This window comes from Idiomarina sp. 28-8, assembly GCF_000320945.2.
GTDB lineage: Bacteria > Pseudomonadota > Gammaproteobacteria > Enterobacterales > Alteromonadaceae > Idiomarina > Idiomarina loihiensis.
In genome coordinates, this window is sequence record NZ_DF266789.1 from 580268 (window position 1) to 597714 (window position 17447).

At 48.4% G+C, this 17447-nt stretch carries 23 protein-coding genes; 10 read left to right on the plus strand and 13 right to left on the minus strand.

Features of this window, described 5'->3' with window-relative positions; all coding sequences use genetic code 11:
• Positions 1-7: 7 nt before the first annotated feature.
• Complete coding sequence (locus RJ32_RS02925) at positions 8-514, minus strand: hypothetical protein (protein WP_034818927.1); 507 nt, start codon at positions 512-514, stop codon at positions 8-10.
• Between the two features lie 118 nt (positions 515-632).
• Between RJ32_RS02925 and RJ32_RS02930 the strand changes: the two genes are divergently transcribed.
• On the plus strand, positions 633-1250 hold the full coding sequence (locus tag RJ32_RS02930) for a 2OG-Fe(II) oxygenase (protein WP_034818930.1): 618 nt from the start codon (positions 633-635) through the stop codon (positions 1248-1250).
• 63 nt (positions 1251-1313) lie between these two features.
• On the opposite strand, the gene rpmG is transcribed toward RJ32_RS02930, so the two are convergent.
• From rpmG to radC, 3 genes are all read right to left on the minus strand, one after another.
• Positions 1314-1469, minus strand: coding sequence for a 50S ribosomal protein L33 (gene rpmG / locus RJ32_RS02935; RefSeq protein WP_006953863.1), 156 nt, complete (start codon positions 1467-1469; stop codon positions 1314-1316).
• An 11-nt stretch (positions 1470-1480) separates the two neighbouring features.
• Positions 1481-1717: a 50S ribosomal protein L28 gene (gene rpmB, locus RJ32_RS02940; RefSeq protein WP_011233504.1), complete on the minus strand. Its 237-nt coding sequence runs from the start codon at positions 1715-1717 to the stop codon at positions 1481-1483.
• Between the two features lie 182 nt (positions 1718-1899).
• On the minus strand, positions 1900-2574 hold the full coding sequence (radC, locus tag RJ32_RS02945; RefSeq protein ID WP_011233503.1) for a DNA repair protein RadC: 675 nt from the start codon (positions 2572-2574) through the stop codon (positions 1900-1902).
• A 110-nt stretch (positions 2575-2684) separates the two neighbouring features.
• Between radC and coaBC the strand changes: the two genes are divergently transcribed.
• From coaBC to slmA, 3 genes are read left to right on the plus strand one after another with little or no spacing between them, the layout of a single operon-like run.
• A complete protein-coding gene (coaBC, locus tag RJ32_RS02950; protein ID WP_034818934.1) occupies positions 2685-3905 on the plus strand; it encodes a bifunctional phosphopantothenoylcysteine decarboxylase/phosphopantothenate--cysteine ligase CoaBC in 1221 nt (406 codons plus the stop codon).
• 18 nt (positions 3906-3923) lie between these two features.
• Entirely contained in the window at positions 3924-4379 is a 456-nt protein-coding gene (gene dut, locus RJ32_RS02955; RefSeq protein WP_034818936.1) for a dUTP diphosphatase, read from the plus strand.
• Positions 4380-4427: 48 nt separating this feature from the next.
• Complete coding sequence (slmA, locus tag RJ32_RS02960; RefSeq protein WP_011233500.1) at positions 4428-5018, plus strand: nucleoid occlusion factor SlmA; 591 nt, start codon at positions 4428-4430, stop codon at positions 5016-5018.
• A 32-nt stretch (positions 5019-5050) separates the two neighbouring features.
• Here slmA and gpsA read toward each other — a convergent pair whose 3' ends face one another.
• Genes gpsA through RJ32_RS02975 form a run of 3 tightly spaced genes read right to left on the minus strand, consistent with a single transcriptional unit; the run spans position 5051 to position 7042 of the window.
• Positions 5051-6052, minus strand: a complete 1002-nt coding sequence (gene gpsA, locus RJ32_RS02965) for an NAD(P)H-dependent glycerol-3-phosphate dehydrogenase (RefSeq protein WP_034818938.1) — start codon at positions 6050-6052, stop codon at positions 5051-5053.
• A 12-nt stretch (positions 6053-6064) separates the two neighbouring features.
• The gene (secB, locus tag RJ32_RS02970) at positions 6065-6568 is read right to left on the minus strand and encodes a protein-export chaperone SecB (RefSeq protein ID WP_011233498.1); all 504 of its coding nucleotides are present in this window, start codon (positions 6566-6568) and stop codon (positions 6065-6067) included.
• Between the two features lie 42 nt (positions 6569-6610).
• Positions 6611-7042 carry a rhodanese-like domain-containing protein gene (locus RJ32_RS02975; RefSeq protein ID WP_011233497.1) on the minus strand — a complete coding sequence of 144 codons (432 nt, stop codon included), beginning with the start codon at positions 7040-7042 and terminating at the stop codon, positions 6611-6613.
• Between the two features lie 165 nt (positions 7043-7207).
• Between RJ32_RS02975 and gpmI the strand changes: the two genes are divergently transcribed.
• Genes gpmI through RJ32_RS02990 form a run of 3 tightly spaced genes read left to right on the plus strand, consistent with a single transcriptional unit; the run spans position 7208 to position 10647 of the window.
• On the plus strand, positions 7208-8743 hold the full coding sequence (gene gpmI, locus RJ32_RS02980; protein ID WP_034818940.1) for a 2,3-bisphosphoglycerate-independent phosphoglycerate mutase: 1536 nt from the start codon (positions 7208-7210) through the stop codon (positions 8741-8743).
• Between the two features lie 3 nt (positions 8744-8746).
• On the plus strand, positions 8747-9892 hold the full coding sequence (locus RJ32_RS02985; protein WP_034818942.1) for a murein hydrolase activator EnvC: 1146 nt from the start codon (positions 8747-8749) through the stop codon (positions 9890-9892).
• Positions 9892-10647 carry a divergent polysaccharide deacetylase family protein gene (locus RJ32_RS02990; RefSeq protein ID WP_034818944.1) on the plus strand — a complete coding sequence of 252 codons (756 nt, stop codon included), beginning with the start codon at positions 9892-9894 and terminating at the stop codon, positions 10645-10647. Before RJ32_RS02985 ends, RJ32_RS02990 begins: the two co-directional genes overlap by 1 nt.
• Here the strand turns inward: RJ32_RS02990 and RJ32_RS14465 are convergent.
• The 5 genes from RJ32_RS14465 to ftsY form a co-directional block, all read right to left on the minus strand.
• On the minus strand, positions 10604-10861 hold the full coding sequence (locus tag RJ32_RS14465) for a YkgJ family cysteine cluster protein (RefSeq protein ID WP_082815434.1): 258 nt from the start codon (positions 10859-10861) through the stop codon (positions 10604-10606). The two genes, RJ32_RS02990 and RJ32_RS14465, sit on opposite strands and share 44 nt — an antisense overlap.
• Positions 10862-11722 carry an RNA polymerase sigma factor RpoH gene (gene rpoH / locus RJ32_RS02995; RefSeq protein ID WP_034818946.1) on the minus strand — a complete coding sequence of 287 codons (861 nt, stop codon included), beginning with the start codon at positions 11720-11722 and terminating at the stop codon, positions 10862-10864.
• Between the two features lie 145 nt (positions 11723-11867).
• Entirely contained in the window at positions 11868-12857 is a 990-nt protein-coding gene (gene ftsX, locus RJ32_RS03000; RefSeq protein WP_011233491.1) for a permease-like cell division protein FtsX, read from the minus strand.
• A complete protein-coding gene (gene ftsE, locus RJ32_RS03005) occupies positions 12854-13531 on the minus strand; it encodes a cell division ATP-binding protein FtsE (RefSeq protein ID WP_011233490.1) in 678 nt (225 codons plus the stop codon). The genes ftsX and ftsE overlap by 4 nt, the downstream gene beginning before the upstream one ends.
• A 2-nt stretch (positions 13532-13533) precedes the next feature.
• Complete coding sequence (gene ftsY, locus RJ32_RS03010; protein WP_034818949.1) at positions 13534-14883, minus strand: signal recognition particle-docking protein FtsY; 1350 nt, start codon at positions 14881-14883, stop codon at positions 13534-13536.
• Positions 14884-14986: 103 nt separating this feature from the next.
• Between ftsY and rsmD the strand changes: the two genes are divergently transcribed.
• Together rsmD and RJ32_RS03020 are read left to right on the plus strand one after the other, a co-directional pair.
• The gene (gene rsmD, locus RJ32_RS03015) at positions 14987-15568 is read left to right on the plus strand and encodes a 16S rRNA (guanine(966)-N(2))-methyltransferase RsmD (protein ID WP_034818951.1); all 582 of its coding nucleotides are present in this window, start codon (positions 14987-14989) and stop codon (positions 15566-15568) included.
• Positions 15565-15867, plus strand: a complete 303-nt coding sequence (locus RJ32_RS03020; protein WP_034818953.1) for a membrane protein — start codon at positions 15565-15567, stop codon at positions 15865-15867. Before rsmD ends, RJ32_RS03020 begins: the two co-directional genes overlap by 4 nt.
• Here the strand turns inward: RJ32_RS03020 and RJ32_RS03025 are convergent.
• The gene (locus tag RJ32_RS03025; RefSeq protein ID WP_034818955.1) at positions 15815-16423 is read right to left on the minus strand and encodes a YjaG family protein; all 609 of its coding nucleotides are present in this window, start codon (positions 16421-16423) and stop codon (positions 15815-15817) included. The two genes, RJ32_RS03020 and RJ32_RS03025, sit on opposite strands and share 53 nt — an antisense overlap.
• Before the next feature lie 62 nt (positions 16424-16485).
• Here RJ32_RS03025 and RJ32_RS03030 point away from each other — a divergent pair, with 62 nt between their 5' ends.
• Positions 16486-17445 (plus strand): threonine/serine dehydratase, encoded by a 960-nt coding sequence (locus RJ32_RS03030; RefSeq protein ID WP_034819134.1) that lies wholly within the window; start codon positions 16486-16488, stop codon positions 17443-17445.
• Positions 17446-17447: the final 2 nt, after the last annotated feature.

A 17447-nucleotide genomic window follows, 5' to 3' on the forward strand; every position in this document is an offset into this window, starting at 1 on the left:
AACTTCCTTAATGACCCAGTAACTGACTGGCAGTAAATTCTATTACGCGATAATTCTGCTGCTGATTCGGCAAGCGGATCATCAACTCGGGGTCTGCGTATAACTCAACACGTGCTTCTTCGCCCCCGACAAAACCAAAATAAACTTCCGTTATCAAATTTTCAGCTGACTGTTCGGTTGGCGTCATGGTTAATGCCAACCAATTTTCAGCGACGCTGGCGGACGCTTTTTCCGATAAACGACATGGAGACTGACATTGCCATTGTCCATCATTTAACGCTAACTTCAGTTGGTCAATTTGTATTGCTCTCAAGTTTCCATCATTCGGTATTAAGCCAATGACTTCGCCCGATTCAGCCTCTTGCCCGATGCTGTCAGCCGCCTCTTCTTTAACCGGCGGAGCGACATACCAGAACACCACCATGATAATTAATATCACGTAAACCAGAACGTTGTTCCATGCTCTTCGGGTCATGGTCAGTCCAAATATTTTTCGCTTCTCATTCACTTTCATCGGCTTGCGCTCTTTGTGCTAAGGTTCGAATAATTCTCTTGTTGCCGTACTCCTTGTTACTAGAGACAGAATACCCTATATTCTCGCGCGACAACAAAATACGGAGCTTTATTGCGTTATGGTGCTATCTGATATTATCGACAAAGTTGCCGACCACGGCTACTGCATTATCGATAATTTCCTGCAGCCGCAGCGTTCGCAGGCTCTGTATCAATACGCTCAGCAATTACCAGCGCAATACTGGAACCTGGCCGGTATTGGCCGCCAGCAAAACCAGACCATTAATACCATGGTTCGTAACGACCGTATTTACTGGTTAACTCCGGAAGAACCGCGTCATAAAGACTACCTAAGCATTATGGATGAGTTACGCCACGAATTTAACCGCGAGCTCTTTCTTGGCCTGTTCGATTACGAATGCCACCTGGCACATTACCCTAAAGGCGCGTTTTATAAAAAACATCTGGATGCGTTTAAAGGCAGAAGCAACCGAGTGCTAACAACTGTGTTTTACCTGAACCCTGAATGGCAGGAGACCGACGGTGGGCAATTGGTTATTTATGGCGACAAGGGACAGGTGCTGGAAACCGTATTGCCTAAACAAGGGCGTTTAGTGGTGTTTTTAAGTGACCGCTTCGTGCATGAAGTACAACGTTCCGAGCGTGACCGCTTCAGTATTACCGGCTGGTTCCGTATTAATGCCAGCATCTCGGGCATTATTGACCCGCCACGATAAACTCAAACGCCACCCAATAAAAAACCCAGCCGAAGCTGGGTTTTTTGTAAGCTTTGAAACCAATTACTTGATTTTAGCTTCTTTGAAGATCACATGCTTACGAACCACTGGATCGAATTTTTTGATCTCCATTTTTTCTGGCATGGTGCGTTTGTTTTTGTCTGTGGTATAGAAGTAACCTGTACCAGCAGATGACACTAAACGAATCTTATCGCGCATAATTTAGTTCCTTAAACCTTAACACCACGGCCGCGGAGATCCGCTAATACCGTATCGATACCGTTTTTATCAATGATACGCATACCTTTAGTAGAAATGCGTAACTTAACCCAACGCTTCTCGCTTTCTACCCAAAAGCGGTGCGATTGAAGGTTCGGCAGGAAGCGACGTCTAGTCGCATTGCGTGCGTGCGAGCGGTTGTTACCGACTACCGGACGCTTACCTGTAACTTGGCATACTTGTGACATGTCTTTACTCCAAAATTGCTGCAAGCTCGCCTGTCGCCCAACGTGACCTTGCCTATAAATCCGAGGGCGCATTTTATACAGCAAACTGCCCTTCTAATCAAGCTTATACGACGGAAATTTGATCGTCATCGATCGTTCGGTGCGGATTTTACGTGATTTTTAACCAAACCGCCAGTACAAAACTACAACAATCCGCGCTCTGCAAAAGAAATTGGATCGCCGGCGCCCACGACGAAATGATCCAACAACGCTACATCAATTAAAGTCAGGGCTTTTTTAACTCGTTCGGTGACTCGCTGGTCAGCCTGGCTGGGTTCTGCAACGCCCGATGGATGATTATGTGCCAGAATAACCGCCGCCGCATTATACTGCATAACCAGCTTTATTACCTCACGTGGATACACTGGCGCGGCATTAATGGTGCCCTGAAACAGCTCTTCGTAACGTAACAGCCGGTGCTGGCTGTCCAGCAGTAAAATAGCAAAGACTTCGCGGCCCTGATGACGCAACTGTGAGGTTAAATAGTCTTTGACCATGGTAGGTTCGGTAAAGCCGTCTGAACGCTCCAGCTGCCATTTCAGGTAGCGTCGTGACAATTCCAGCACAACCCGCAACTGATTCACACGGGCCGGGCCTATGCCGTTGCAAGCCAATAGCTGCTCAGGAGTGGCTGTTAACAAAGCGCCTACACCGCCGAAGTCACTTAGTAAACGACGCGCAAAACTGACAACGTCCTGCCCGCCACTGCCGCTACCAAGTAAAATAGCTAATAATTCTGCGTCACTCAGGTATTCTGCCCCCTGGGTCTGCAGTTTTTCTCTCGGTCGTTCCGAAACGGGCCATTCCTTGACGCTCATTCTTTTCTCCTTAATTCTTACCTTAATTCTTAAGAGAGAAGTATAACGACCATCTACCCAGTCACGGGGTCTCATGTTATCTTTACACGACTTAACACTAAGGGGTTCGCATGGCACAGCTGCAGAACAAACACATACTTTTAGGTATTACCGGTGGCATTGCCGCCTATAAGGCACCTGACCTGGTGCGCCGTTTGCGTGAGCAGGGCGCAGAAGTTCGTGTGGTGCTGACTGCCGGTGCCAAAGCCTTCGTAACCCCACTTAGCTTACAAGCGGTGTCCGGCTTTACGGTCAGCGACGACCTGCTGGATCCCACAGCAGAAGCCGCTATGGGCCATATTGAACTGGCTCGCTGGGCGGATCTTATTCTTATTGCTCCGGCCACGGCTAACACCATTGCCCGTATTGCTCACGGCTTTGCCGATGACCTGTTGAGTACCCTGGTTTTAGCCAGTAAAGCGCCGCTCGCCATTGCTCCGGCAATGAATCAGCAAATGTGGGCGGCTACTGCGGTGCAGGAAAACATTGAAACGCTACTCAGCCGTGGTGTGCAAATGATAGGCCCGGAAAGTGGCGAACAGGCCTGTGGCGATGTCGGTTACGGCCGCATGAGTGACCCTACAGAGATTGTGCAGGCGTTAATAAAAAAAGCCCCTGAAGCCAAGCAAGACTGGCAGGGTAAAACCTTTGTGATTACCGCAGGCCCGACCCGTGAAGCCATCGACCCAGTGCGCTACATCAGTAATCACAGTTCCGGAAAAATGGGGTATGCCCTGGCTGAAGCTGCTGCACATGCAGGGGCTGAAGTCATTTTAGTATCCGGGCCAACGCAACTGCCCACGCCCGCCGGCGTTCAACGCGTTGACGTAGAAACCACAGAACAAATGCTAAACGCGGTACAGCAGCAACTGCCAAACTGCGATGTGTTTATTGGTTGTGCCGCTGTGTCAGACTATCGGGTTGCTGAGGTTGCCTCGCAGAAAATAAAAAAAGAACAGAACAACCAGCCGCCACAACTAAAGCTGGTGCAAAACCCGGACATTCTGCAGCAGGTCGCCAGCTCTGAAAAACCACCTTTTACCGTTGGGTTTGCGGCCGAAACTGAAAACCTAAAAGCCAACGCGCTGCGCAAGCTGGAGCGAAAGCAGCTACAGATGATTGTCGCTAACGACGTTAGTCAGGTTGGGCTGGGTTTTAACAGCGACAGCAATAACGCCATTATTTTGAGTAAGGACAGTGAGCAGTCACTTCCAACAATGAGCAAGCATGATATGGCTATTGCAATTATCGACGCGATAGCCAAACGTTATTTTAATACCACTGCCAATTAATAAGAAAGTGAGAACTCCATGACGCAAGTCGAAGTAAAAATTTTAGATGACCGCATTGGCCAGTCTATCCCGCTTCCTGAATACGCCACACAGGGCTCTGCCGGAATGGATCTGCGTGCCTGCCTGGACCAGCCATTAACCATTGAGCCAGGACAAACTCAGTTAATAGGCACCGGTATTGCCATGTACATTGGCGACCCGAATTATGCGGCCACTATTTTACCGCGTTCAGGGCTGGGCCATAAGCACGGCCTGGTGCTGGGTAACCTGGTCGGCCTTATCGACTCGGACTACCAGGGCGAGCTTAAAGTGTCCTGCTGGAACCGCAGTAATCAGGCTTACACCTTTGAGCCTGGAGACCGTATTGCGCAGCTAGTCATTTTACCGGTTGTGCAGGCGCAAATGTCGATTGTTGAAGAGTTCCACGAGACGGATCGTGGTGAAGGTGGTTTTGGTCATTCTGGTCGTTCGTAGTTACAGCAACTAATCATTCTGGCCTCTCAAATAAGGAAAGTTACTGTCATGGCAGAACAAAAACGTAACCGTCGTGAAGAAATTTTACAGGCTTTAGCGGCAATGCTGGAAACCAGTCCGGGTCAGCGCATTACTACAGCAAAACTGGCGGCTAATTTAGGCGTTTCAGAGGCGGCTTTATATCGTCACTTTCCGTCGAAAGCGCGGATGTTTGAAGGGCTTATCGAGTTTGTTGAAGACACCCTGCTAACCCGTATTAACATGATTATGGACGAGGAGAAAAACACCCTCTCCCGCTGTCACGCAATATTGCAGCTATTGCTGACGTTTGCCGAGCGCAACCCCGGTATTACCCGTGTTATGACAGGTGATGCATTAATGGGTGAACATGACCGTTTGCGTGGTCGTATGGAAGATTTGTTCAACCGTATAGAGAGTTCAATTAAGCAAATACTGCGCGAGAAAGCGATGCGCGAACAGCAGCGCTTTATTGTGGACGAAGCGGTATTAGCGAACTTATTACTGAGCTATGCCGATGGCAAAATCAGTCAGTTTGTACGGTCTAACTTTAAGCGTTTACCGACCGAGCATTTCTCGGCTCAGTGGCAGGTAATGGAGCAACAGCTAATCAGTGCGTGAATAAAGGCGTAAAACAGATCACTGTAAACAGATCACTCCGTTTTACGCTCGCGGCTTAATAAATCGATAGCGGCCTGTTGCGGTTCTTTGCCTTCGTAAAGGACCGCATATATCTGCTCACAGATGGGCATTTCCACTTCGTTGCGCGCTGCTAAAGCAACCACTTCACGGGTATTACGGTAGCCTTCAACCGACTGCCCGATACTCTTCAGCGCTTCATCAACTCCTTTACCCTGACCTAAAGCCATGCCAAAACGGCGATTACGCGACTGATTGTCGGTACAGGTAAGAATTAAATCGCCCAAACCTGCCATACCAGTAAAGGTTTCGCTTTTTGCGCCTAACTTCAGACCTAACCGGGTAAGTTCAGCCAAACCGCGGGTAATAAGCGCCGTGCGGGCGTTAGCACCAAAGCCAATACCGTCGGCCATACCAGCACCAATAGCTATGACATTTTTAACCACGCCACCTAGCTGCACACCAATAAAGTCGTTATTGGTGTAAACCCGGAAAGAACGGTCACAATGCAGAAGCCCGGAAAGCTCTTCGACAAAGGCCTGATCGGTTGACGACATAGAAATGGCAGTAGGTAAGCCTTTAGCCATTTCAATAGCGAAAGTAGGACCGGATAACACAGCTAGCGGATGCTCGTCGCCCAGAGTTTCTTCTGCGACTTCGTACAAAAGACGCCCACTGTCCGGCTCTAATCCTTTAGTTGCCCAGGCAACGCGGGCATGTTCCGCTAACAAAGGTTTTGCCTGCTTCAGCATAGACGAAAACGAATGACTGGGAACCACAACCACTACGTTTTTCACGTCTTTAAGGGCTTCGCCTAAGTCGGCAGTAACCTTTAATGATTCGGGAAACGGGCACGCCGGCAGGTACTCTTCGTTTTCATGAGCCGTTTGCATAACGGCAACTTTATCGGCATCCCGCCCCCATAAGGTAGTAGGAATACCTTTACGGGCAAAACAAATAGCAAGGGCGGTCCCGTAAGAGCCCGCCCCTAATACTGTCACCTGAGGTGTCTGCATTATTGTATCTGCTTACGCGTCTGCAGTTTGCTGACCCTGAGCCTGTTCAGCTTGCTGCTGCATGTGACGCTGGAAAATCGCATCAAAGTTAACAGGAGCCAGGTTCAACTGTGGGAAAGTCGCACGGTTAACAAGGTTTGAAACGCACTCACGAGCATAAGGGAACAAAATGTTCGGGCAGAAAGAACCCAGCATGTGTGCCAGCTGGCCGTCCTGAACTTCTTCACCAATAGTGAAAATACCCGCCTGATGTACTTCACAAAGGAAAGCAACGTCGTCTTCAACTTTGTTAGTTGCCGTCAGAGTCAGTACCACTTCGTAAACACCGTCTTCAATTTTTTCGTGTTTAACGTTCAGGTCTAATTTAAGGTCAGGCTTCCATTCTTTACGGAAAATAGCCGGAGAGCTTGGAGTTTCAAAAGAGATGTCTTTAGCGTAGATACGCTGAATAGCGAATTGTACTTGCTGCTGTTGGTTTTCAGCTGCTGCGCCGTTTGCTTGCTGTTCTTCAGCCATGATTTTACTTCCTATTCTTTTTTAAGTATTAGACGAATTTTATTATTTTTTCTGCGAAACCGGCAATTTGGCGCTGCGCCATGTGTTCATACCACCTTGCAGCACAGCAACTTGAGTAAAGCCTTCAGCCGTTAGCTGGCTAACTGCCGATTTTGCCGTCATTCCTGTTGCACAGACTATCACAATGGGGGCTTCTTTGAACTTTTCAATAGAGGAAAGTTCTTTTTGTTTAATTTTTTCCATCGGTAATGACACCGATCCGTGAATGTGTCCTTTCTTAAATTCATCCGGACTACGAATATCAACAAAAACGCCATCACCGCGGTTTACCCATACCGTGGCCTCTTGAGGTTCTAAATTTTTTGTCGGTGACATAGCCGATCGAATCGTGGTCACAATCAGTGCGACTAGCAGCACAACCCAGATACCACTCATCATCGGGTTGCTTTTGACAAATTCCATAATTTCTTGCATAAGACCTACCAGTATTCGTCGGTAACAGAAAAGAGTTGCGGGTCAAGAGTATACCTGTACAAATCGCAGTTTCCAGAAAAATCTTGGGTGGATGCGTAAGCTCTGGAAATCGAGTAGAATGTTGGCTAATTTCATCTGTGAAAACACCGAGCAATGAGGCCCATTATGACTCCTACGATAAAACCTTTGGTATTGTTGATTCTGGACGGCTGGGGTTACCGTGAAGATGCACCTGATAATGCGATAGCCAAAGCGAATACTCCGGTTATGGATCGTTTATGGGAAAAATACCCGCATTGTCTGGTCGATGGCTCCGGTGGCGCAGTTGGTTTACCTGACGGCCAAATGGGTAATTCCGAAGTGGGTCACGTTAATTTAGGCGCTGGCCGCATTGTTTATCAGGACTTTACCCGCATTAGCAAAGCCATTTCTGACCGCAGTTTTTTCAGTAACACGATACTTTGCGACGCCCTGAAAAAAGCCAAAGCTGCTAAGGGTGCAGTCCATATTATGGGGTTACTCTCCGCCGGTGGTGTTCACAGCCACGAAGACCACCTGGTCGCAATGATAGAAATGGCGGTTGAGCAAGGCGCAGAAGACGTTTACCTGCATGCTTTCTTAGATGGTCGTGATACACCACCGAAATCGGCACTGCCTTCCATTGAACGTTTTGAAGCCTTATTCGCACGTTTAGGCAAGGGTCGTTTCGCCACCTTAAGTGGCCGCTTCTTCGCCATGGACAGAGACAAGCGCTGGGAGCGCATTGAACAGTCTTACAAAGCGGTTTATCACGGTCTTTCAGGGGTAACATCTGCCAACGCAACAGACGCAGTAGAAAACGCTTACGAGCGCGGCGAAACCGATGAATTTGTCACGCCAGTTATTATTGGGCAACCAGCACCAGTTGCCGACGGTGATTCCGTATTTTTTATGAACTTCCGTGCTGACCGTGCCCGTGAAATGACTCAAGCCTTTGTCGACAAAGACTTCGACGGTTTTGACCGTGGCTCGCGCGCTGACATTAGCGAATTCGTTATGCTGACCCAATATGCCGATACCTTAAAAGCGCCCAGCGCCTTCCCACCCGAGCCTTTGAATAATGTACTGGGTGAATGGCTTGCTAAGCATGATAAAACTCAGCTGCGCATTTCCGAGACAGAAAAATACGCACACGTTACTTTCTTTTTTAGCGGCGGACGCGAGCAGGAATTTGAAGGCGAGAAACGTGTTCTTATTCCTTCACCTAAAGTTAAAACCTACGATTTACAGCCTGAGATGAGTTCAGAACAGCTTACCGACGAGTTGGTTGCAGCCATTGAGTCTCAGGCCTTTGATGTTGTGATTTGCAACTACCCGAACGGTGACATGGTTGGACATACTGGTAATTTTGATGCCGCCGTTAAAGCTTGTGAAGCCGTTGATCATAGTGTCGGACGAGTGGTTTCGGCATTAGAAGCTGTTGGTGGTGAATGTCTGATAACGGCAGACCATGGCAACGCAGAGCAAATGAGTGACGCCACTACCGGGCAGGCACATACCGCTCATACGAACGAACTTGTGCCTTTTATTTATGTGGGTCGACCGGCTAAAGCCCGAAATGGACGCCTGTCAGACGTTGCACCAACCATACTGCATTTAATTGGCATGGAGCAGCCGGACGAAATGACCGGTACGTCGCTAATGACGTTAGAACAGGATTAACTTATGCCAATAAGGCTGTTTTGGGCAGTGGCGCTGGGGCTGGTTGTTATCAGCCCCGGTTTAGCGCAGGACTATAGCGAGGATGATAAAGCCTCGACTCAAGCCGAAATTGCAGCGGTTAAAGAGGAACTGGCTAAGCGTTTGCAGGCTATAGAAGAGCGAAGCAGTGCACTAAACTCAACTGAACGACAACTGCGTGATCTGGAAATAAAAACCTCAGAAATAGCCGGCTCTTTGCGCCAGACCGACACTGAACTTCAAGAAATTACTGCAGAAATAGCTGACTCAGAACAACGCCGCGAAGAGCTTAAGCAAAAACAAAAGCAGCAGATGACACAACTGGAAGATCAGCTGGTTTCCGCTTATATGAACGGTAAACACGACTTTCTGAAAATGCTGTTAAACCAGCAAGACCCTGGCCAGTTTGAAAGAATGTTGAGCTATTACCAATACATGAATGCCGCCAGAGTTGAAGAGATTGAAGTTATTCGGCGCACTCAGGAAGAAATTGCCACGCTGACAGAACAACTTAAGCAGCAACAAAACCAGTTAGCGAGCTTACAGGCCGAACAACAAGAACAACGCGCGCAACTGGAGCAGCAGCAACACCGGCAGGAAGAGAAGTTAGCAGAGCTGCAACAGCAGCAACGTAAAGACCGGTCCCGGGTGACTCAGCTGGAGCAAAGCCGGGAGCAATTAGAGCAGGTATTAAGTGCCATTGAAACCGCGCTGGCTCAGCAAAAAGACGTTCGTCTGGTTGGCCTGCAGGCAGTCAAGAATCAACTTCGCTGGCCAAGTGACGGAGACGTGAAACGCTTGTTTGGACAACGCCGCGAAGGTCCGCTTGAATGGAAAGGTGTGCTCATTGAAGGACAAAACGGCCAACCGGTTCGCTCTATTGCTAACGGCCGCGTGGTATATGCAGACTGGCTGCGAGGCTTTGGTTTAGTCATCGTTATTGACCACGGTGAGAGTTATATGAGCTTATATGGCCACAACCAGACATTAACAAAAGCGGTTGGTGATAAAGTGCGTAAAGACGAAGAAATTGCACTGATGGGTCAGTCTGGTTCACGTAATAGTGCGGCACTTTACTTTGAAATTCGCCATCAGGGGCGTCCACAAAACCCAAGTAACTGGATACGCTGATGTTGAAGCTTGTACTTTCTTTGGGTTTACTGGTGTGCCTGATGGCGCCAGCTTATGCCTCTAAGATAGCCATTGTTATCGATGATATAGGCAATAATAGAAACGATTTAAAAGCAGCTCTGTTACCCGGCAATATCAGTTTCGCAGTGCTGCCCTATACCCCTTATGCCCGCGCTTTTGCTTTACGTGCCCATCATCAGAAAAAACAAATACTACTGCATATGCCAATGGAAGCCGTTGAAAATAACCGACCGGGTCCCGGCGTGGTTACGGCGGATATGAACAATGCGCAGATCAAACTGCAACTGGTTGATGCCCTGGACTCAATACCTTACGTTACTGGCGTGAATAATCATATGGGAAGCAAATTGACCCAACTACAAATGCCCATGCAAGCGGTGATGGAAACACTGGCGGCGCGCAAACTCTTTTTTATTGATAGCCGGACATCTGAGTTCAGCGTTGCAGAAAAAATGGCGGGAGAATTTGGTGTACGAACATCACATAGGCATGTGTTTCTTGATAACCAAGTTGATGAACCCTATTTACGGCAGCAATTTGAACAACTGCTGAGTATAGCCAAACATCAGGGACAGGCCATAGCTATTGGACATCCTTACCCAGAAACACTTAGCTTTTTGCAAAAGCAACTACCATTATTAAAAGAGCAGGGTATTGAATTGGTATTCGTATCTGAGTTAACCACAGTAGTTAACCGCAATGAGTATCTTCTTCCAGTGACGTCAGCAAAATAAGCGCCTGCTCGCGAGTTTCGCCGCAGACATAGTCATCGGCAGAAAACTCACCACACACTTTCGGCCGTTCTGGCTTCCCAAATAAACGACACAAATTATCGTCATCGAGTTGAACACAACGCACACCCGCCGGTTTGCCGTTAGGCATACCGGGGATGGGAGAACTAATTGAGGGGGCTATGCAGCAAGCGCCGCAACCAATGCGGCACTTCATTTAGCTCATTGCGAGACGAAGTTTCTTCATCGCGTTTTGTTCAAGTTGGCGAACACGCTCTGCCGAGACTTCGTATTTTGCTGCCAGGTCATGCAGCGTCGTTTTGTCTTCCGATAACCAGCGAGACTGGACGATATCCTGACTACGCTCATCTAAGTGACTCATTGCACCCAGCAGTTTCTGCTGTGTATGGCTTTCGTAGTCTTCCGCTTCAATTTCTGCGGCTAAGTCGGAACGCTTGTCCTCCAGATACATCGCCGGAGAATAGGCACTGCCCTCTTTCGAGTCATCGTCGTCTGAACTCAGTTCAAACGCCTGATCGTGAGCGCTCATGCGAGTTTCCATTTCCAGCACTTCTTTAGTACTGACACCCAGCTCGTTAGCTACCGTTTCAACTTCTTTCTGACTAAACCAACCTAAACGCTTTTTCATTTTACGCAGGTTAAAGAACAACTTACGCTGTGCTTTAGTGGTTGCCACTTTAACAACGCGCCAGTTACGCAGCACGTATTCATGAATTTCTGCTTTTATCCAGTGAACAGCAAAAGACACCAGACGCACACCAACTGATGGGTCAAAGCGTTTCACGGCCTTCATTAGGCCAATATTGCCTTCCTGAATTAAATCGGCTTGCGGCAGACCATAACCCGAATAACTACGAGCTACGTGTACCACAAAACGGAGATGCGACATGATGAGTTCTTTCGCTGCATCAAGGTCACTGTTCTCGTATAATCTTGTTGCCAACGCCTTTTCTTTTTCGGCGGTGAGCATAGGAATACGGTTGACTGACTGAATATAGCCGTCGAGTCCAGCCCCTTGGGGAACCGATAATGCCATAGTGTTTAATTCAGTGCTCATTTAACAACCTCTACTTAAAATACCGACTTAATTACTGCTTTTTCAGTCAGCTTTTAAGACCCTTTTTGAGTCTAAAAGTTCCATTATGATCATTGCAGATCAGGTAATTCAGTATAACTAAGCCTATGGCTTTCGCAACCCCATTTTATTCAGGTTCTATGCTTTGTATATGACGTCTTACAGCCAAGTAAGAACCTGCTAAACCTAATCCTACAGCGACCAACCATATAATCAATAGCTCGCCTAACGTCAGACCATTTAATTGGAAAGGCGTTTCGTAAAGTTCAGTTAAATCTACTACGGCGCTCTCGACCCACCAGATCAGTAACGCGGTAGCTAACCAGGCAACCAGTCCGCCAATAATTCCGTACCAGACTCCGGTGTATAAAAAAGGACGCTGAATAAACGCGTTAGTCGCGCCGACCAGTTTCATCACCATAATTTCATCACGCTTGGACAGTATATTTAACCGAATCGTATTCCCTACAATAAGCACCACCGACAAACACAGCACCACAGCCAGCGCTCCAAGAATATCTTCAATTAAATTGAGAATTCCCTGTAGTCGGTTAAGCCATTCCAGGTCCATTTTCGCGTAAGCGACTTCGCGCTGTTTTTCCAGCCGGTTGAGCAATTCCTCGGCTCGCTGCGGTGAGCGATGCGACTCAGCCGGAATAACCACCAACACGTCCGGCAGCGGGTTTGATGACAGGTAATCCAGTGTTTCACCAAAGCCCGACTCTTTCTTAAACTCTTCCAACCCCTGCTCTTTTGGAATAAGGCGCACTGACTCAACACCTTCGGAGAGTTCCGTTTGCGTTTTTAATGTATCGACTTCAGATTGCTGCAGATCCTTCCTTAAAAACAAGGTAACTTCAGAGGCTTCCTGCCAATTATCAGCAATACTGGTAGTATTTTTGACTAACACGTAAAGTGACGACGGCAGCGTCAGACTCAGCCCCAGTACCGCCATTGTCATAAGAGAAGCAAAAGGATTACGCCACAACTCGCCTAAACTCGCAATGGCCTGCTGGGCATGATGCACAGGAACCATAACGAGTCTGCGCCACCAGGGCAATCGGCCGCGATTACTGGCACCTTTTTCAATGCTGCGGTTGCGGAACAATAAACTCATAGTTCACTGTCCTCCAGACCATCGTTAATCATACGTCCGTCTTTTAAAGTTAGCGTGCGGTAGCGTAAGCGTGCAATGAGGCCTAAATCGTGGGTGGCAATGAGGACAGCAACACCGACTTTATTAAATTCTTCAAACAACCGGATAATTTCCATCGACAACTTAGGATCGAGGTTACCGGTGGGCTCATCGGCCAGTAGCAAAGGTGGCTTAGTCACAATAGCGCGGGCAATACCCACTCGTTGCTGCTCACCACCGGATAACATTTTCGGATAGTGTTTTACTTTGTCGGCTATACCCACTTTCTCCAGCGCAGCCACGACACGCTTGCGCGCCTCCTGAACACTGTAGCCTTCGATAATCAGCGGCAACGCAACGTTATCAAATACCGTTTTATCCATGAGCAGGCGGTGATCCTGAAAAATCATGCCAATATCACGACGCACATAAGGCACTTGCGAGGGCTTAATCTTTCGCAAATCGTGCCCGTTAATCAGCACCCGGCCTGCGGTTGGTCTTTCCATTAAGCTGATGAGTTTAAGCAAGGTACTTTTACCCGCACCGGAATGACCCGTTAAAAAGGCCATTTCACCGGGCTCTACGTGGAAGTCGACATGGCTTAGCGCCTGATGGCCTCCACGATAGGTTTTACTGACTTGCTCAAAGCGGATCATGATTAACTCGCTGTTGTCTGTTCTGATTCGTCTACGTTACGGTCAAATAGCGCCGCGATAAAGTCTTTTGCCACAAAAGGCCGTAAATCTTCTAAGCTTTCGCCCACACCAATATAGCGAATAGGAATAGCGAATTGGTCTGCGACCGCGAAAATCACCCCGCCTTTTGCGGTGCCGTCGAGCTTAGTCATCACAATACCCGAAACGCCCACAGCCTCGGTAAAGAGTTTCGCCTGGCTAATAGCATTCTGACCGGTACCAGCGTCAAGCGTCAGCATAACTTCGTGCGGCGCTTCCGGGTCCAGCTTTTTCATTACCCGAACCAGTTTTTTCAGCTCTTCCATTAAGTTGGCTTTATTTTGCAGGCGTCCGGCGGTGTCCGCAATAAGCACATCAACGTCGCGTGCTTTAGCAGCCTGCAGCGCGTCATACAGAACAGAAGCGCTGTCGGCTCCGGTATGCTGAGCAATAACCGGAATGTCGTTACGCTCGCCCCACACCTGAAGCTGTTCTACCGCCGCCGCACGGAAAGTATCACCGGCGGCCAGCATTACCGACTTACCTTCAGCTTTAAATTGCTTAGCCAGCTTGCCAATAGTGGTGGTTTTGCCCACACCGTTTACGCCGGTCATTAGAATCACATAAGGCGAGTCAGATTCCGGTATCTCCAGACGCTTATCGACTGGTTTTAAAATCTCGGCTAACTGCTCTTGTAACAGCTCATACAAAGCTTCCGCGTCTTTTAACTGCTTGCGGTCAGCTTGTTTTGTCAGATTATCAATAATTTTGGTGGTGGTCGCGACACCCAAATCTGCCATTAATAGCTGAGTTTCGAGTTCTTCAAACAGGTCGTCATCAATTTTCTTACCACGGAATACGCCAATAAGACCTGAACCGATAGAACCGGAAGTTCTGCGTAAACCTTGGGTCAGACGTGCCCAGAAACCTTTCTTCTCACCCTTCTCTTTTGGTGCGACTTCGGTTGGTTCTGGTTTATGTTCTGGCTTATGTTCAGGTTTAGCTTCGGATTTAGTTTCTGATTCTGGCTCTGGTTCAGCTGTGGGTTCAGGCTCGTTAACCACTTCTGGTTGAGCTGCTTCTTTCGCTTCCGAAGCAGTTTTTGCAGCATGCGATTCAGCAGTAACTTGCGCACAGTCGTCAACTGCACTGGGCAATTCTTCGCGTGTCTCGGTTCTTTCTGGTTTCGGCTCGTCCTGAGGCTTAGATTCAGGCTCAGCTTCTGGTTCAGGCTCTTGCTGCTCCTTTTCTTCTACTACTGCATCTTCTTTTTTCTCTTCGGCCTCGGGTGCTTTCTTATTACGCTTTTTCTTAAACAGCGAAAACATCGACATATTGGTTTCCTTGGAACTGACACGCAGGAATCGTTAAACTATAGGCTTTAGTTTACCATGCTGTTAACAAACTGACGACGGTCTGAATAAAGGAAGCCACAGAGTGAGACAAAAACGCCAGACAAGCGCCAGCGGCGACTATCGGATTATTGGCGGAAAATGGCGCGGTCGTCGCCTTCCCGTTGCCGACAGCCCGGGTTTACGTCCCACCACGGACCGCGTACGCGAAACTCTGTTTAACTGGCTGCAGTGGGACATTACTGACGCCCGAGTGCTGGACTTATTTGCCGGCAGTGGCAGCTTAGGTTTCGAGGCTGCGTCGCGCGGAGCGGCTCAGGTGACCCTGATAGAAACCGTAAAACCCGTCAGCCAGCAGTTACAGAATAATGTCAGCTTGTTAAGCAGTGAAAACATTGATGTTATTACTCATAACGCACTCGACTGGCTGCAAACTGAATCCGCTGAAGCATACGACATGGTTTTTATTGACCCGCCGTTTCGCAAAGGGCTGGCTGATAAAACATTAAAACTACTGGATGAAAGCAACTGGCTGGCAGCCGGCAATCAGGTGTATCTGGAAACAGAAAAAGAGTGGCCATTGAAATTACCGGCAAACTGGCGTGTGTTCAAAGAGAAAACTCACGGACAAGTTTGCTTTCGCTTACTGACTAAGGACATAGAATGAAAGTTATTATTATTGCGGGCAAAGTGGTTTTTGCCGTTATCTGGCTGGGTCTTTTTGCTCTGCTTGCAGGGGCTAACGGCGAGCTCAGCACTCAGTCCATTGGTTTGCTGAGCTTATTATTAGCCATTATGGTTATTACTCACTTGCTGCTGCTTGGTATTTTTGTTGCCACCATGAAAGAGGTCTTTCCCTGGCGCAAAGGCGACAGCTGGCAAATTCTGGCCTTTGGCATTTTCGCCTGGCTGTCTATTCTTCAGCGTCCAAAGCCAGACCAAGGTTCGACACCCCCTCGTCGTTAAGCATCATTTTTAACTGGCTTACCAAAGCTCTGTTTACCGCAGGCTGTTGTTCAAGAAAGTTGATCATGGCCTGCTGAATCGCAACTTCGTATTCCATTAGCTCATGTGTCTGAACGTGTTCTTTTAACTGCTCGGTACCCACTTCTTCGGCGTCATTGAGTTCAATAAACTTCGCCACACTGGCTTGTGATATTTTTGCCACATCCAGAAAGTTAGAGGCGTTATCGTCCAGCAACCCCTGCAACAACGTACTCAACGCCGTGCAGGCATCCATTGCCGGGTAGACACCCAGCATATCGTGCCCGTATTCACTGGGCGTTTGCTCGTCGACTTTTTCCTGCCAGCGGGCAAAGTTAACCTTCGTTTTCTTCGGGTTCGCGACCCAGTCCCAGCAGGCATTTAGCGTGCCGTGCAAAGGTTTACTGTCGCCAAAGCCCGTTAGCTGATGAAAAAAGTCATAGTTTGGAACCATACGTTCACAGAGGTATAACGCCATAACAATTTGCTGTTCACGCGGCAGTTCGCGTATGCGCTGAAAGGTATCGAGTTGACTCACGTTCCGGCTCCAGACAGTGTATGCTTATCACTGTGTCGTTTTATTCGTTAAGGGCTCGTATTATGCCGAAGTTATCGCTCCCCTGCCATGCCGATGTCGTACAAGCGCAGCAAAGAATTAATAGCTATACCGTCAAGACCCCTGTACTGACAAACCCTGCGTTAAATCAGCAATTGGGCTGCGAATTATTTTTCAAATGCGAGAATTTGCAACGTACCGGGGCCTTTAAATTCCGTGGTGCCACTAACGCGCTACTTAAACTTAGCCCGGAACAGCGCCAGCAAGGGGTTATCACCGTGTCTTCCGGCAATCATGGTGCGGCATTAGCCCATGCAGGTAAAGCTTTGGGTGTAAAAGGAAAAGTGGGTGTCCCCACTAATGCTCCCGCAATAAAACGGCAAAATATTGAAGCCGGAGGTGCGGAAACTACCGACATAGAACCCGGTATGGCAGCGCGTGAAGCCATTGTGGCCAAGTGGCAAAAGGAAGGTAAAAGTCACTTTATACCGCCTTATGATCATGCCGACATTATTGCCGGTCAGGGCACAGCAACACTTGAGTTACTGGAGCAAACTGACGCACTGGATGCTGTAATCACGCCACTGGGTGGTGGGGGCTTGCTTTCAGGTGCCTGTCTTGCCTGCGACGGTACCGAAATACAAGTGTTCGGTGCGGAGCCGGAATTAGCAAATGATGCTTTCTTGTCATTAAAAGCCGGAGAGCGGCAACCGGCGTTACCCGCAAAAAGCCTGTGCGATGGTTTACTGACTCAAATCGGTGAATTGCCGTTTGCCATTATTCAGCAACGTATCAGCGGTATCTTAGTCTTGAAGGATGAAGACACCCTAAGCGCCATGAAGCTGATTTGGCATCATCTGAAAATTATTGTGGAACCGTCGTCTGCTATCGCTTTAGCTGCGGTTATACAAAATAAGTCGCTATTTGAAGGTAAACGAGCGGGGTTGGTGCTGAGCGGTGGTAATGTTGCAGCGCAGCCGGAAGATATAAAGCTGCGCCAGTAGTC